Origin of the sequence: Pseudomonas iridis, from assembly GCF_017980685.1 — a bacterium.
GTDB classification, from domain to species: domain Bacteria; phylum Pseudomonadota; class Gammaproteobacteria; order Pseudomonadales; family Pseudomonadaceae; genus Aquipseudomonas; species Aquipseudomonas iridis.
Window position 1 is genome coordinate 1 of record NZ_JACXXO010000006.1, and the last position, 14,900, is coordinate 14,900.

General features: G+C 59.0%; 14 protein-coding genes. 10 read left to right on the forward strand and 4 right to left on the reverse strand.

The features are described 5' to 3' along the window. Positions 1-229 precede the first annotated feature (229 nt). The gene (locus IEQ42_RS12060; RefSeq protein ID WP_210703703.1) at positions 230-1,450 is read right to left on the reverse strand and encodes a CaiB/BaiF CoA transferase family protein; all 1,221 of its coding nucleotides are present in this window, start codon (positions 1,448-1,450) and stop codon (positions 230-232) included. A 13-nt stretch (positions 1,451-1,463) separates the two neighbouring features. Next, positions 1,464-2,645, reverse strand: a complete 1,182-nt coding sequence (locus IEQ42_RS12065; RefSeq protein ID WP_042557010.1) for an acyl-CoA dehydrogenase — start codon at positions 2,643-2,645, stop codon at positions 1,464-1,466. Positions 2,646-2,802: 157 nt separating this feature from the next. Here IEQ42_RS12065 and IEQ42_RS12070 point away from each other — a divergent pair, with 157 nt between their 5' ends. The 10 genes from IEQ42_RS12070 to IEQ42_RS12115 all read left to right on the forward strand — a co-directional run bounded on the left by IEQ42_RS12070 (position 2,803) and on the right by IEQ42_RS12115 (position 12,663). After that, a complete protein-coding gene (locus tag IEQ42_RS12070) occupies positions 2,803-3,702 on the forward strand; it encodes a LysR family transcriptional regulator (protein WP_210703704.1) in 900 nt (299 codons plus the stop codon). 434 nt (positions 3,703-4,136) lie between these two features. Further along, on the forward strand, positions 4,137-5,258 hold the full coding sequence (locus IEQ42_RS12075) for a Re/Si-specific NAD(P)(+) transhydrogenase subunit alpha (protein ID WP_042557008.1): 1,122 nt from the start codon (positions 4,137-4,139) through the stop codon (positions 5,256-5,258). Positions 5,259-5,273: 15 nt separating this feature from the next. Then, positions 5,274-5,594 carry an NAD(P) transhydrogenase subunit alpha part 2 gene (locus IEQ42_RS12080; protein ID WP_003187417.1) on the forward strand — a complete coding sequence of 107 codons (321 nt, stop codon included), beginning with the start codon at positions 5,274-5,276 and terminating at the stop codon, positions 5,592-5,594. Then, on the forward strand, positions 5,594-7,027 hold the full coding sequence (locus tag IEQ42_RS12085; RefSeq protein ID WP_047299226.1) for an NAD(P)(+) transhydrogenase (Re/Si-specific) subunit beta: 1,434 nt from the start codon (positions 5,594-5,596) through the stop codon (positions 7,025-7,027). The genes IEQ42_RS12080 and IEQ42_RS12085 overlap by 1 nt, the downstream gene beginning before the upstream one ends. 214 nt (positions 7,028-7,241) lie before the next feature. Beyond that, positions 7,242-8,735: an acetyl-CoA hydrolase/transferase family protein gene (locus IEQ42_RS12090; protein WP_210703705.1), complete on the forward strand. Its 1,494-nt coding sequence runs from the start codon at positions 7,242-7,244 to the stop codon at positions 8,733-8,735. 321 nt (positions 8,736-9,056) lie between these two features. Beyond that, complete coding sequence (locus IEQ42_RS12095) at positions 9,057-9,272, forward strand: DUF1127 domain-containing protein (RefSeq protein WP_009041553.1); 216 nt, start codon at positions 9,057-9,059, stop codon at positions 9,270-9,272. 336 nt (positions 9,273-9,608) lie between these two features. Continuing rightward, positions 9,609-9,926, forward strand: a complete 318-nt coding sequence (locus tag IEQ42_RS12100; RefSeq protein ID WP_047299224.1) for a DUF2388 domain-containing protein — start codon at positions 9,609-9,611, stop codon at positions 9,924-9,926. 107 nt (positions 9,927-10,033) lie between these two features. Further along, a complete protein-coding gene (locus IEQ42_RS12105; protein WP_042557004.1) occupies positions 10,034-10,342 on the forward strand; it encodes a DUF2388 domain-containing protein in 309 nt (102 codons plus the stop codon). A gap of 42 nt (positions 10,343-10,384) precedes the next feature. After that, on the forward strand, positions 10,385-10,705 hold the full coding sequence (locus IEQ42_RS12110) for a DUF2388 domain-containing protein (RefSeq protein ID WP_210703706.1): 321 nt from the start codon (positions 10,385-10,387) through the stop codon (positions 10,703-10,705). After that, positions 10,702-12,663, forward strand: coding sequence for a DUF7844 domain-containing protein (locus tag IEQ42_RS12115; RefSeq protein ID WP_210703707.1), 1,962 nt, complete (start codon positions 10,702-10,704; stop codon positions 12,661-12,663). Before IEQ42_RS12110 ends, IEQ42_RS12115 begins: the two co-directional genes overlap by 4 nt. Positions 12,664-12,803: 140 nt before the next feature. On the opposite strand, the gene trpA is transcribed toward IEQ42_RS12115, so the two are convergent. Together trpA and trpB are read right to left on the reverse strand one after the other, a co-directional pair. After that, entirely contained in the window at positions 12,804-13,616 is an 813-nt protein-coding gene (gene trpA / locus IEQ42_RS12120) for a tryptophan synthase subunit alpha (protein WP_210703708.1), read from the reverse strand. After that, positions 13,616-14,848, reverse strand: coding sequence for a tryptophan synthase subunit beta (gene trpB, locus IEQ42_RS12125; RefSeq protein WP_210703709.1), 1,233 nt, complete (start codon positions 14,846-14,848; stop codon positions 13,616-13,618). The genes trpA and trpB overlap by 1 nt, the downstream gene beginning before the upstream one ends. Positions 14,849-14,900: the final 52 nt, after the last annotated feature.

Below are 14,900 nucleotides of genomic sequence, written 5' to 3' on the forward strand. Positions count from 1 at the left end.
TCCAGACTTCGATGAACTGAAGCGACCTCTCTCGAAACCTACTTAACTCATTGAATCTCAAGGAGTTTTCCGTTTCGACTGCGCCGGAAGTGGGGCGAATTATAGACGTCTGGAATCTGCCGTCAACAGCTAATTTCGCTTTTCTTTCAATTACTTGCAGATCGATCAAGAAACGACCAACCCCCCCTATATATAGAGGGGAACGCTAAGCCTTCTATATAGAAGGAGCTCAGAGCACTCCATCCTCTTTCAGCGCGACCACCGCTCCCGCCCCCAGCCCCAAGACTCGCTGCAACACCTCCAACGTATGTTCGCCCAACAAAGGAGGCGCAAGGCGATACTCGACAGGGGTTTGCGACATTCGAATAGGACTTGCCACCTGAGGCACCATCCCCGCCAACGCATGGGGCAACTCTATTGCCAGCCCGCGCGCCTTCACCTGCGGGTCCTCAAACACCTGCGACAGATCATTGATCGGGCCACATGGCACACCCGCCATCTCCAACTGAGCTACCCACTCAGCCGTGGTCTTGAAGACTGTCGCCTGACGAATCAGAGGAATCAGCACGGCACGATTCGCCACCCGTAGCTTATTAGTAGCGAAGCGCGGATCATCAGCCCACTGCGGCTGACCCGCCACTTCAGCAAACTTGCGGAACTGCCCGTCATTGCCCACGGTAAGGATGAAATCACCATCTGCCGTAGGAAAGTCCTGATAAGGCACGATGTTCGGATGCGCATTGCCCAGGCGCTTGGGTGCATTGCCCGTGGTCAGGTAGTTCATCGCCTGGTTAGCCAGGCAGGCTACCTGCACATCCAGCAATGCCATATCAATGTGCTGACCACCACCGTCGTGATCACGATGAGCCAGCGCCGCCAGTATCGCCACGGTCGAATACAGCCCGGTCAGGATATCCGTTAGCGCCACACCAACCTTCACCGGCCCGGCACCTTCATCTCCTTCTGGCCGACCGGTCAGACTCATCAGCCCACCCAACCCCTGGATCATGAAGTCGTAACCGGCACGCTTGGCATAGGGCCCGGTCTGGCCGAAGCCAGTGATCGAGCAGTAGATCAGATCCGGATTGATAGCCTTCAGCGACTCATAGTCCAACCCATAAGCCGCCAGACCACCCACCTTGAAGTTCTCAATGAGGATGTCCGACTTGGCAGCGAGCTCGCGAACAAGCTTTTGGCCCTCGGGACGCGTGAAGTCGATGGTCACCGATTGCTTGTTGCGATTGGCCGAAAGGTAGTAAGCCGCCTCCGACGTGTTCTCACCATAAGCGTCCTTAAGGAAGGGCGGCCCCCAGGCGCGAGTGTCATCACCATTGCCGGGGCGCTCGACCTTGATCACTTCGGCGCCGAGGTCGGCGAGAATCTGCCCGGCCCATGGCCCGGCCAACACTCGCGATAAATCCAGTACCCGCAGATGCGACAGCGCGCCCATGGTCGTTCTCCTATTAATAGAACGCCTGCAGACCGGTTTGCGCGCGACCGAGGATCAGCGCGTGGACATCGTGCGTACCTTCATAGGTATTCACCACTTCCAGGTTGACCAAGTGGCGGGCCACGCCGAACTCGTCGGAGATACCGTTGCCGCCCAGCATGTCGCGAGCCATGCGGGCGATATCCAGCGACTTGCCGCACGAGTTGCGCTTCATGATCGAAGTGATTTCGACCGCAGCCGTGCCTTCATCCTTCATGCGCCCCAAACGCAGGCAGCCTTGCAGGGCCAGTGTGATCTCGGTCTGCATGTCCGCCAGTTTTTTCTGGATCAACTGAGTAGCGGCCAAAGGACGGCCGAACTGCATGCGGTCCAGCGTGTATTGGCGTGCGGTGTGCCAGCAGAACTCGGCAGCGCCCAACGCACCCCAAGAGATGCCGTAGCGTGCGGAGTTGAGGCAGGTGAACGGACCTTTCAGACCACGCACGTCAGGGAAGATGTTTTCTTCCGGAACGAATACGTTGTCCATGACGATCTCACCGGTGATCGAGGCGCGCAGGCCGACCTTGCCGTGAATCGCCGGAGCGCTCAGGCCTTTCCAGCCTTTCTCCAGAACGAAGCCACGGATGTCGCCAGCATCGTCCTTGGCCCAAACCACGAACACATCGGCGATCGGGCTGTTGGTGATCCACATCTTCGCGCCAGTCAGGCTGTAGCCGCCGTCGACTTTACGTGCACGAGTAATCATCGCGCCAGGGTCGGAACCGTGGTTTGGCTCGGTCAGACCGAAGCAGCCGATCCATTCGCCGGAAGCCAGTTTCGGCAGGTATTTCTGTTTCTGCGCTTCGGTGCCGAATTCGTTGATCGGCACCATTACCAGCGAAGACTGCACGCTCATCATCGAGCGATAGCCGGAATCGACACGCTCCACTTCACGGGCAATCAGGCCGTAGCTGACATAGTTGAGGCCACTGCCACCGTACTGCTCAGGAATGGTCGCGCCCAACAGGCCGACTTCACCCATCTCGCGGAAGATCGCCGGATCGGTCTTCTCGTGGCGGAAAGCTTCGAGGACACGCGGCGCGAGCTTCTGCTGAGCGAACTGCTCGGCAGTGTCGCGGATCATGCGCTCTTCTTCGGTGAGCTGTTGATCCAGCAGCAGGGGATCGATCCAGTTGAAGCTAGCTTTACCGCCCATGAGTGTGCCCTCGTAAATCGGTGAATTAAAGTGGCATTGATCCTAGGCGCGGTTCGCGGTCGCGGCAAACGAGGATTTCGCATTCTGTTGTGCTAATTTCTCACTCCGAAACAACGCCGATAGCCTTTTAAGCGACGTATTAGTGAGGTTGAAGTACATGCGCAGGAAGATCCCCAGCACAACCGCTCTGATCAGTTTTGAGGCTGCCGCTCGACACGAGAGTTTTACCAAGGCCGCTGAAGAGCTTTCCATCACCCAAGGCGCCATTTGCCGACAGATCGCCAGCCTTGAGGAGTTCCTCAGCGTGGAACTGTTCCGACGCTCACGACGCGGGGTAAAGCTGACCGAAGCAGGGCTTTCCTACAGCCGTCGGGTGGCGACCCAACTTGATGCGGTCGAACGCGACACGCTGTCGGTAATGGGTCAGCAAGGCGCCAATGTGATCGAACTGGCGGTGGTGCCGACCTTCGGCACGCAATGGCTGCTGCCACGCTTGAAAGATTTCCAGCTCAAGCATCCGGAAGTCACCGTCAACCTGACTAACCGCACGCGTCCATTCCTGTTCGCCGATACCGACTTCGATGCCGCCATCTACTTCGGCGATGCCGATTGGTCAGGTACCGAGTCCCACAGACTGATGGGCGAAAATCCGATGCCCGTTTGCAGCCCCACCCTACTCGGCAGCAAGACAAAGCTGACAGCGCAAGAGGTTGCCGAGCTACCGCTCTTGCAGCAGACCACCCGCCCCTATGCTTGGCGCCAGTGGTTCAACTCGCAACATCTGAATATCCCTCGCGACATGACAGGGCCGCGCTATGAACTATTCTCCATGCTGGCGCAGGCAGCCATGCACGACATGGGCATTGCGCTGATCCCGCCGTTCCTGATTCAGCGCGAATTGGCCGAGAAGCGCCTGGTGATTGCCAACCCCCAGGCACTGTCCAGCATCAAGGCTTATTACCTGATGATTCCCGAGCGAAAGGTCGAATCGGCGTCCCTGAAGGCATTTCGCGACTGGTTGGTGAACCAGGCGCATAGCTACAGCCTAGAAGGGTAGCGGCTCACAGCGTTAGCTGACCTCGTAGTCAGAAAAATTAAAGCACTACAGATATAAGTATTTGTCGCATTTTCAACGACTGTATCCGAAGGTCGTACAGACGTCCCACAAGCGCCTGCCGGCGTGGCTTTGAGCCTCCATTCGCGACTCATTACGGTCCATTCACGTCACCGATGAGATAAATCTTCGAATTCGTCCAGAATCCTTGTAAGGCACGGCCTGCAAGGGATTCAGCCGGTCATGTGCGACATTCGGTCACGGCATGACTTGTAGTTAATTTTCCGTCACCCGTCATAATCCCTTGAAGGGCATAAAGTTCGCCTGCAAAATGCCGCGCCCCGCCTTGATTTAGCGGGATCGTGCTGATCGGCCGCCCCAGTCGCACCATCCGAAGTGCCTGGGTTTACTCAATAAGATCACGCAGGAGATTTGACGTGCACATTGGTGTTCCTCTCGAAACCCAGACCGGTGAAACACGGGTTGCTGCAACCCCGGAAACCATTAAAAAGCTGATCAGCCAAGGTCATAAGGTCACTGTGCAAACCGGCGCCGGCGTTAAAGCCAGCGTTGTCGACAGTGCTTATGAAGCGGCAGGCGCAACTATTGGCAGTGCCAACGATGCGTTTGGCGCCGAGCTGATTCTCAAAGTGGTCGCCCCAAGCGATGCCGAACTGACGCTGATCAAGCGCGGTGCGGTGCTGGTTGGCATGCTCAATCCGTTCAACAACGACACCATCGCCAAAATGGCCGAGTGCGGGATTACCGCGTTCGCCCTGGAAGCGGCGCCGCGCACCTCGCGGGCGCAGAGTCTCGATGTGTTGTCGTCCCAGGCGAACATCGCCGGCTATAAGGCCGTGTTGCTGGCCGCTCACTACTATCCGCGCTTCATGCCGATGCTGATGACCGCTGCGGGCACCGTGAAAGCGGCGCGCGTGCTGATTCTCGGCGCAGGCGTGGCCGGGTTGCAGGCGATTGCTACGGCGAAACGTCTGGGTGCGGTTATCGAAGCGTCCGACGTGCGTCCGGCGGTGAAGGAACAGATCGAATCCCTCGGCGCCAAGTTCGTCGACGTGCCTTACGAGACCGATGAAGAGCGCGAATGCGCCGTTGGTGTCGGCGGTTACGCGCGGCCGATGCCGGCGAGCTGGATGCAGCGTCAGGCCCAGGCCGTGCATGAACGCGCCAAGCAGGCTGACATCGTCATCACTACCGCGCTGATCCCGGGCCGCAAGGCACCGACGCTGTTGAGTGCGGACACCGTGGCGCAAATGAAACCGGGCTCGGTGGTCATTGACCTCGCGGCTGCGCAGGGCGGTAACTGCCCGTTGACCGTAGCCGATCAGGTCGTGATCGAGAACGGCGTGACTATCGCCGGTCCGACCAATCTGGCCGGTGAAGTCGCTGCGGACGCTTCGGCGCTGTATGCACGCAACCTGCTGGACTTCCTGAAGCTGGTCTTCACTAAAGAAGGCCAGTTCGACGTCAACCTCGAAGACGACATCGTCGCCGCGTGCCTGATGTGCCGCGACGGCCAAGTCATCCGCAAAAACGCCTAAGCAGGGATTCAGACGATGGAAGAGCTTATCTCCCCCGGTATCTACAACCTGATCATCTTCGTGCTGGCGATTTATGTCGGTTATCACGTGGTCTGGAACGTAACACCTGCGCTGCACACGCCGCTGATGGCCGTGACCAACGCCATCTCGGCGATCGTGATCGTCGGCGCGATGCTGGCCGCTGCCCTGACGGTCACCCCGCTGGGCAAGACCATGGGCACCCTCGCCGTGGCGCTGGCCGCAGTGAATGTGTTCGGTGGCTTCCTGGTTACCCGCCGCATGCTTGAGATGTTCAAGAAGAAAGCCCCGAAAGTAAAAGAAGAGGCGCCGAAGTAATGAGCATGAATCTCGTCACGACGCTTTATCTGATCGCGTCGATCTGTTTCATCCAGGCCCTCAAAGGCTTGTCGCACCCAACCACGTCACGCCGCGGCAATCTGTTCGGCATGCTCGGCATGGGTCTGGCGATCATCACTACTGTCGGCCTCATCTATAAGCTCGGCGCTGAGCTGGCCACGGCTGGTATCGGTTATGTGATCGTCGGCCTGCTGGTCGGCGGTACCGCCGGTTCGATCATGGCCAAGCGTGTTGAAATGACCAAAATGCCGGAGCTGGTTGCCTTCATGCACAGCATGATCGGCCTGGCAGCGGTGTTCATCGCCATTGCTGCCGTGGTTGAGCCGCAGTCGCTGGGCATCGTCAAGCAACTGGGGGACGCGATTCCGGCGGGTAACCGCTTGGAACTGTTCCTCGGCGCGGCGATTGGTGCCATCACCTTCTCCGGCTCAGTGATCGCCTTCGGCAAGCTCTCGGGCAAGTACAAGTTCCGCCTGTTTCAGGGCGCACCGGTACAGTTTAGCGGTCAGCACAAGCTGAACGCGGTGCTGGGTCTGGCGACACTGGCACTCGGATTGACCTTTATGTTCACCGGCAACCTCACCGCGTTTGCGCTGATGCTGGCGCTGGCGTTCGTGATGGGCGTGCTGATCATCATCCCGATCGGCGGTGCCGACATGCCGGTGGTGGTGTCGATGCTCAACAGCTATTCGGGCTGGGCAGCAGCGGGTATCGGTTTCTCGCTGAACAACTCGATGCTGATCATTGCCGGCTCGCTCGTCGGTTCGAGCGGTGCGATCCTCTCGTACATCATGTGTAAGGCGATGAACCGTTCCTTCTTCAACGTATTGCTCGGTGGTTTCGGCAATACGGTTGACGCAGGCCCGGCCGGTGCGAAGGAAGCACGTCCGGTGAAATCCGGTTCGGCTGACGACGCGACGTTCCTGCTGACCAACGCCGACACCGTGATCATCGTTCCAGGCTACGGCCTGGCGGTAGCCCGTGCGCAGCATGCATTGAAAGAGCTGACCGAGAAGCTGACCCACCGTGGCGTGACCGTGAAGTATGCGATCCACCCGGTGGCCGGGCGGATGCCCGGGCACATGAACGTACTGCTGGCCGAAGCCGAAGTGCCGTACGACCAGGTGTTCGAGATGGAAGACATCAACTCCGAGTTCGGTCAGGCCGATGTGGTGCTGGTGCTCGGCGCGAACGACGTGGTCAACCCGGCCGCCAAGAACGATCCGAAATCGCCGATTGCCGGTATGCCGATTCTCGAAGCGTTCAAGGCCAAGACCATCATCGTCAACAAGCGCTCAATGGCCAGCGGCTATGCCGGTCTGGACAACGAACTGTTCTACCTGGACAAGACCATGATGGTGTTCGGTGACGCGAAGAAAGTCATCGAAGACATGGTTAAAGCCGTCGAGTAACTTTCGCCTGCTGCACCAAACGCCCCGACTTGTCGGGGCGTTTTTGTTTGCGCAAACAGTCGGACAATATGCCGCGTTGTTGCAGATCCGGTAACGATGTTTTACTTGAAACCCGCGCAATAGACGCCTCTTTTGCGACCTTGGTAGCGGGACAGGCACCAGCCAAATTCACTAGACTGCGCATCCTGCTACTCGCTGCCCGAGATAAAAATACATGTACCGTGACCGTATTCGCCTGCCTTCGTTGTTGGACAAAGTGATGAGCGCCGCCGACGCTGCTGCTCTGATTGAGGACGGCATGACCGTCGGCATGAGCGGCTTCACCCGCGCCGGCGAAGCCAAGGCCGTCCCTCATGCACTGGCCGAGCGGGCCAAGGTCACGCCGCTGAAGATCAGCCTGATGACGGGCGCCAGCCTGGGCAATGACCTCGACAAGCAACTGACCGAAGCCGGCGTGCTGTCGCGGCGCATGCCGTTCCAGGTCGACAGCACCTTGCGCAAGGCGATCAACGCCGGGCAAGTGATGTTCATTGACCAGCATCTGTCGGAAACCGTCGAGCAACTGCGCAACCAGCAACTGAAGCTGCCGGACATCGCCGTCATCGAAGCCGTGGCCATCACCGAGCAGGGCCATATTGTGCCGACCACTTCGGTGGGCAACTCGGCGAGCTTCGCGATTTTCGCCAAACAGGTGATCGTCGAGATCAATCTGGCGCATAACGCCAACCTCGAAGGTCTGCACGACATCTATATCCCGACGTATCGTCCGACGCGTACGCCGATTCCGCTGGTGAAGGTCGACGACCGCATCGGCAGCACCGCGATCCCGATTCCACCGGAGAAGATCGTCGCCATCGTCATCACCCAGCAACCGGATTCACCGTCCACGGTGTCGTCGCCGGATGTCGACACCAACGCCATCGCCGATCACCTGATCACTTTCTTCAAGCAGGAAGTCGATGCCGGGCGCATGACCAACAAGCTAGGCCCGCTGCAGGCCGGGATCGGCAACATCGCCAACGCGGTGATGTGCGGCCTGATCGACTCGCCGTTTGAAGACCTGACCATGTACTCCGAAGTCCTGCAGGACTCGACGTTCGACCTGATCGATGCCGGCAAGCTGAGCTTCGCTTCGGGCAGCTCGATCACGCTGTCGGAACGGCGCAACACCGACGTGTTCGGCAACCTGGAAAAGTACAAAGACAAACTGGTGCTGCGTCCGCAGGAAATCTCCAACCACCCGGAAGTCGTGCGGCGCTTGGGGATCATCGGCATCAACACGGCGCTGGAGTTCGACATCTACGGCAACGTCAACTCTACCCACGTCTGCGGCACGCGGATGATGAACGGCATCGGCGGCTCCGGCGATTTCGCGCGTAACGCGCATCTGGCGGTGTTCGTGACGAAATCGATCGCCAAGGGTGGCGCGATTTCCAGCGTTGTGCCGATGGTCAGCCACGTTGACCATACCGAACATGATGTCGACATTCTGGTAACCGAAGTAGGCCTGGCGGATCTGCGAGGCCTGGCGCCTCGCGAACGGGCCCGGGTGATCATCGACAATTGTGTGCACCCGGACTTTCGCCAGGCGCTGGATAACTACTTCACCGCCGCCTGCGCAATCGGTGGTCACACCCCACACATCCTGCGTGAAGCGTTGAGCTGGCACATCAATCTGGAAGAAACCGGGCGGATGCTGACGGTGTAATTCACACAGATGTTCCGTCGGCGCAAACACAGTTTGCGTCGACGGTATTCAGAAATCCTCGACACCGTCAAAAACTGTACTGCTGTACCGGTCTTTTCCTACAGCAAATACCCACACTTTCTTCCGAAACCAGCTAAAACGCACCACTTAAGTGCGGACAGGTACAGTTTGCCCAATTTCGACCCGTACACCATCAATAAACAGTTAACTGGTCACTCACAATACAGTTGAACTGTATCTAGTGAGACTAGGCAAACGGGAGGATCATGGGCACCAGTCAAACCACTACCTGATCCCGCCACAAGCGGAAGGATGTCAACCATGGAACGTACACTCAGTTCCGAACTGTTCTTCGAAGACAAAGCTGCAAAAACCCAGGCTTCCATGCCTCTGCGCGTTCTCGCCAACCTGATGTTGTGGCAGCGCCGCATCTCCAGCCGCCACCAATTGGCCCGCCTGGATTCGCGTCTGCTGGCTGACGCCGGTATCAGCGAAGCACAACGCTACGAAGAGCTGAGCAAGCCGTTCTGGCGCTAAGTAGCGTCGCTGGCTCTGGTCGTTAGACCCACCGCCAGCAACCCGAATTGAATAAAACAAAACCCGTCGTGGGAAACCACGACGGGTTTTGTCGTTCTGGATGCTTCAAAACCGCAGAATAGACGCTTCGAGATTAAAACAAGCACAGTTTTAGTTTTATCAACATTCATAGGTACAGTTATACGTGTTCCGCAGAAGCCAGCATTCTGACCACTGGGCGAATTGCACAGAGCAGCCTAATATCCATTCAGTACGTGGCGAATGCTGTGCCGATGGCGTCTGACTCCTCAGATACCGAGCCACCTCTCTATACGGTTTATCCACAGGAGTTACCCCATGACCCGTCTTCGCATGCTCAGCGCCGCAGCCCTGTTGGCCGTGGCTGCCAACGCCAGCGCTACCAGCTTCATCGTGACCACTGACTCGATTGTCGGCGCCCTGAAAGCCTCCTCCGACGCTACTTCCGACGTCACCTCTTCCTTCCGTGACGACAAGATCGTGCTCGCTGCCCGTGACGACGCAGCCAGCTTCGTCGCCAGCCAAGGCGACATCCGAGGCGTGAAACTGGAAAGCGCGCTGGATCACATTCGTCATCAGGCGCCACAACTGCAAGCCACCGACGCTCAGTTGGCTCAGGCCATTCTGACTATCTAAGCAGTCGCGGCATGGCGGGGCACGCCGGTCGTGTCCCGATATTTCGGCGCTGGCTCTAGTCCGGGCATTGCGCTAGCCTTACGGCTCGCCAACAGTTGCCGAGTCCCATGCCTTTTATTCAAAAACTCCTGATCCCTTGCGTATTGTTAACTGCTTGCTGGACGACCTCGGCCAACGCCTTCGACGTCTCCACGCAAAACACCGTGGTGAGCGTCTGGGCGACCGGCATGGTGTCTTCCGCGCCGTTCGACCGTAAACTGCTGCTCGTCGCTCACGATGATGCGGCGGTGTTTGTTGCCAGTGACGGAGAATTGCGCGGCGCTCGATTGGAATCCGCACTGCACTACCTGCGTAAAACCCGGCCGAAACTTCATGCCAGCGACCTTGAACTGGCAGAGGCAATTCTCGTCCAATAGTTAACCCAGTCCCTTGTTAACTTTGCCCTTCGGAGTCGTTCCATGCGTAGCCCGCTGATTGCTGCCGCCCTTGGCCTGTTTTTATTGGCCGACCTGGCCCAGGCCCAAACCCTGGTAGCCACCAGTAACATCATCGTTCGTGCCTCCCAGCGCACCATTGATTTCACGTCTGATACCACCACGTCGATTCGCGACTCGAAAATCATCCGCGAAGCCCACGACGACGCCGCCAGCTTTGTCGCCAGCAAGGGTGATATCCGTGGTGCGCACCTGGAAGCCGCTCTCAACACCTTGCGCACACGCGTGCCGGAAGCTCGCGACGCCAGTGATCAGGTTCTCGCCGAAGCCATCCTCGCACTGTGAAGTCACTTGGCGCCTGGCTACTGGCCGGGGCGTTGTTGCTACTTGGCAACAGCGCCTACGCCGGCCTGCAATTGCGGCTCAAGACCGACGGTCTGAGCCCCGCCCAGCAACAGGCCAGCCAGGCGCTGATCGATGAAGCCATGCAGGCCTTGCCGCCGAGCTTTATCGAGCGGCTGGATCGGCGCATCGATGTCGGCTGGACCGATGACATGCCCGGCAATGCCTATGGCCAGGCAACCCTGGTCGCCGAACTCGATCTGAACCGCAAATTGCTCGCCAGTCTCACCGACGGCAGCGCGGCCAAAGAGAAGACCAATCGCCCCCACGGCACTGTGCGCCAGGAACTGCTCGCCACGGTGCTGCACGAAATCACCCACATTTATGACCGCGCACGCCTCTGGCCAAACGCCGAGCGCACGCTGATCCAGCGCTGCACCCGGCGCTTCAACAGTGTCGGGCTGATCGGCATTCCCGATGAGTGCCGTGGCCAGAACGGGCGCCGCTTCACCCTTAGTGATGACCCGCGATTGCTCGACCTCGCCGGGTGGCCGCAATACGTCGGCCGTCGCGGCGAGCGCGAGCAACACAACCGACAGATTGCCCGCAGCCCGGACCTGTACGAAATCTCCAGTCCCAAGGAGTTCGTCGCGGTCAACATGGAGTACTTCCTGCTCGACCCGAGCTACGCGTGCCGCCGCCCGGCGCTGTATCGCTACTACAAGGATCACTTCGGCTGGGCACCACCGGCCCCGAATTCCTGCGCCAAGACCTTTGCGTTTCTGAACGCCGGCAACGATTTCGCCAAGCAACCATTGGGGCAAGTCGATCCGGAGCGTGTCTACGCCGTCGATTATTTACTGGCCGAGGCCAATCAGAACTGGGTCAGCCGCTGGGGTCACAGCATGTTGCGTCTGGTGATCTGTGCACCGGGGCGTCCGCGTGGCCCGGATTGCCGGCTCGATCTGGATCAACATCTGGTGCTGTCCTACCGCGCTTTCGTCGGTGATGTGCAGTTGTCGAGTTGGGACGGATTGGTCGGTAAATACCCCTCTCGGCTGTTCGTCCTGCCGTTGGCGCAGGTGATCGACGAGTACACCAAGACCGAACTGCGCAGCCTCGCCTCGGTACCGCTGAATCTGTCGCGCAGCGAGATCGAAGGCGTGGTCGAACATGCCGCCGAGATGCATTGGAGCTACGACGGCAACTATTTCTTCCTGTCCAATAACTGCGCAGTGGAAGGCTTGAAACTGTTGCGCAGCGGCAGCAACAACGCGCAACTCACCGGCCTCGACAGCATCATGCCCAACGGTCTGCTGGAAGTGCTCAAGGGCCGTGGTCTGGCCGACACCAGCGTGCTGGATGATCCGAAAGAAGCGCTGCGTCTGGGCTATCGCTTCGACTCGTTCCGCGATCGCTATCAAGCGATGTTCGACGTGCTGAAGAAGCAGCTGCCAATCAAACAGAACACCGTTGAGGAGTGGCTTTCGTTGTCGGCCGAAGAACGCCGCGAATGGTTCGATCGCGCCGACCTGCGCACCAGCGCCGCGCTGTTGCTGCTGGAGCAGGCCAGTTTCCGTCGCCAGTTGTTGCTCGCGCAGGACGAGGTCAAACAGCGTTACCTCGGTGCGCGGGAACTGGAGAATGGCGGAATGGACAAGGCCAATGCGACCTTGCAGGAAATCCTCGCCAACAGTGGGTTCCTCAGCCGTCCGGCAGAACTGCTGGATTCGAAAGGCTACGGTTTGCCGCAACCCAGCGAGTTCAGCCGACTGGAAACGGAAAGCAGCCAGCGGCAGAAGAAGCTGCTGTTACTCAGCGGCGACCTCGACAAGGAAGTGCGTAAGTTGCTGGAACCCAAGCGCGCCGCCGAAATTGCCGCCAGTGAGGCCAACGTGAAACAGATCGGCGAGCATTTGCGCAAACTGCACAAGGCGTCCGGCGGGCTGGAGCTGCCGTAAAGGCAAAAGATCGCAGCCTGTGGCAATTCCTACAAAGGTCACATGTAGGAGCTGCAACAGGCTGCGATCTTTTGACTGACTAACGATTAATCCAGAACCCCGGTGCCCAGGCACTTTCCTCTGAACCAGGAACTCTACCTTTAGCTGGCGCGAGCCTTCCGCACGCCCTCTGCCAGTGCCGAGCACAGGCTCAATACGCCGTCGATGGCCTGATCCGGAGTCTGGGCATTGGCGATGTGATCGATCAACGCCGAACCCACCACAACCCCGTCAGCCAGACGCGCAATCGCGGCGGCCTGCTCTGGTGTGCGGATACCGAAACCAATGCTGATCGGCAGATCGGTGTGGCGGCGCAAACGAGCGACCGCCTCTTCGACATGCTCCAGCGTCGCCGCGCCGGCACCGGTGACACCGGCAACCGACACGTAGTACACAAAACCGGAACTGCCGTTGAGAACCTTCGGCAGTCGCGCGTCGTCGGTGGTCGGCGTAGTCAGACGGATGAAATCCAGGCCGGCAGCCTGCGCCGGGTCGCACAGTTCGTCGTTGTGCTCCGGCGGCATGTCGACAACGATCAGGCCGTCGACGCCAGCCTCTTTGGCCTGCGCAATGAAACGCTCGACACCAAACTTGTGGATCGGGTTGTAGTAGCCCATCAGCACCAGCGGTGTGTCGCTGTTGTCTTCGCGGAACTCGCGAACCATTTGCAGGGTTTTCAGCAGATTCTGCTTGGCGCCCAATGCGCGGATGTTCGCCAGTTGAATCGCCGGGCCGTCAGCCATCGGATCGGTGAACGGCATGCCCAACTCAATCACGTCGGCGCCGGCTTTCGACAAGCCTTTGAGGATCGCCAGCGAAGTGTCGTAATCCGGATCACCGGCGGTGACAAAGGTCACCAGCGCGGCGCGATTCTGTTGCTTGAGTTCGGCAAAACGGGTTTGCAGGCGGCTCATCAGTGTTTCTCCTGCTTGGACTGTTCCATATGGTGCATAACGGTCTGCATGTCTTTGTCGCCACGGCCCGACAGGTTGATCACCATCAGGTGATCCTTGGGCAGGTTCGGTGCGCGCTTGAATACTTCGGCCAGCGCGTGGGCGCTTTCCAGGGCAGGAATAATCCCTTCCAGGCGGCAGCATTTGTGGAATGCGTCGAGGGCTTCGTCGTCGGTCACCGAGGTGTACTGGACGCGGCCGATGTCATGCAACCAGGCGTGTTCCGGGCCGATACCCGGGTAATCGAGGCCGGCGGAAATCGAGTGAGCGTCGATGATCTGGCCGTCGTCGTCCTGCAACAGGAAAGTACGGTTGCCGTGCAACACACCCGGTACGCCGCCATTCAGGCTGGCCGCGTGCTTGCCGGTTTCGATGCCGTAGCCGGCCGCTTCAACACCAATAATCTCAACGCTTTTGTCATCAAGGAATGGGTGGAACAGGCCCATGGCGTTGGAGCCGCCACCGATGCACGCGACCAGGCTGTCCGGCAGACGACCTTCCTGCGCTTGGAGTTGGTCACGGGTTTCCTTGCCGATCACGGCCTGGAAGTCGCGAACCATCGCTGGATACGGGTGCGGACCAGCCACGGTGCCGATCAGGTAGAAGGTGCTGTCGACATTGGTCACCCAGTCACGCAGCGCTTCGTTCATCGCATCTTTCAGGGTGCCAGTGCCGGCCACTACCGGGATCACTTCGGCGCCCAGCAACTTCATGCGAAACACGTTGGCCTGTTGGCGTTCGATGTCGGTGGTGCCCATGTAGATCACGCAATCCAGACCGAAACGCGCGGCCACGGTGGCAGTCGCCACGCCGTGCATGCCGGCGCCCGTCTCGGCGATGATGCGTTTTTTGCCCATGCGCCGCGCCAGCAGAATCTGGCCGATGCAGTTATTGATCTTGTGCGCGCCGGTGTGGTTCAGCTCTTCGCGCTTGAGGTAGATCTTGGCGCCGCCGCAGAACTCGGTCAGACGCTCGGCGTAATACAGCGGGCTCGGACGTCCGACGTAGTCGCGCTGGAAGTAGGCCAATTCTTCTTTAAATGCAGGGTCTTCCTTGGCTGTCTCGTATTCGCGGGCCAGCTCGAGGATCAACGGCATCAGGGTTTCAGCCACGTAGCGGCCACCGAACGAGCCAAACAGGCCATTGGCGTCAGGGCCATTACGCAGATCGGAAGTGTTCGAAGTCTGGGTCATGTTTTGCTCCAGCAGAATCGGGAATGACGTGAGAAGACAATGAGGCCCACTC

What these genes read in the sequence shown, in the direction of transcription:
- IEQ42_RS12060 (WP_210703703.1), bottom strand. Translation starts at nt 1,450, where the DNA reads ATGGGCGCGCTGTCGCATCTGCGGGTACTGGATTTATCGCGAGTGTTG.
- IEQ42_RS12065 (WP_042557010.1), bottom strand. Translation starts at nt 2,645, where the DNA reads ATGGGCGGTAAAGCTAGCTTCAACTGGATCGATCCCCTGCTGCTGGAT.
- IEQ42_RS12070 (WP_210703704.1), top strand. Translation starts at nt 2,803, where the DNA reads ATGCGCAGGAAGATCCCCAGCACAACCGCTCTGATCAGTTTTGAGGCT.
- IEQ42_RS12080 (WP_003187417.1), top strand. Translation starts at nt 5,274, where the DNA reads ATGGAAGAGCTTATCTCCCCCGGTATCTACAACCTGATCATCTTCGTG.
- IEQ42_RS12085 (WP_047299226.1), top strand. Translation starts at nt 5,594, where the DNA reads ATGAGCATGAATCTCGTCACGACGCTTTATCTGATCGCGTCGATCTGT.
- IEQ42_RS12090 (WP_210703705.1), top strand. Translation starts at nt 7,242, where the DNA reads ATGTACCGTGACCGTATTCGCCTGCCTTCGTTGTTGGACAAAGTGATG.
- IEQ42_RS12095 (WP_009041553.1), top strand. Translation starts at nt 9,057, where the DNA reads ATGGAACGTACACTCAGTTCCGAACTGTTCTTCGAAGACAAAGCTGCA.
- IEQ42_RS12100 (WP_047299224.1), top strand. Translation starts at nt 9,609, where the DNA reads ATGACCCGTCTTCGCATGCTCAGCGCCGCAGCCCTGTTGGCCGTGGCT.
- IEQ42_RS12105 (WP_042557004.1), top strand. Translation starts at nt 10,034, where the DNA reads ATGCCTTTTATTCAAAAACTCCTGATCCCTTGCGTATTGTTAACTGCT.
- IEQ42_RS12110 (WP_210703706.1), top strand. Translation starts at nt 10,385, where the DNA reads ATGCGTAGCCCGCTGATTGCTGCCGCCCTTGGCCTGTTTTTATTGGCC.
- trpA (WP_210703708.1), bottom strand. Translation starts at nt 13,616, where the DNA reads ATGAGCCGCCTGCAAACCCGTTTTGCCGAACTCAAGCAACAGAATCGC.
- trpB (WP_210703709.1), bottom strand. Translation starts at nt 14,848, where the DNA reads ATGACCCAGACTTCGAACACTTCCGATCTGCGTAATGGCCCTGACGCC.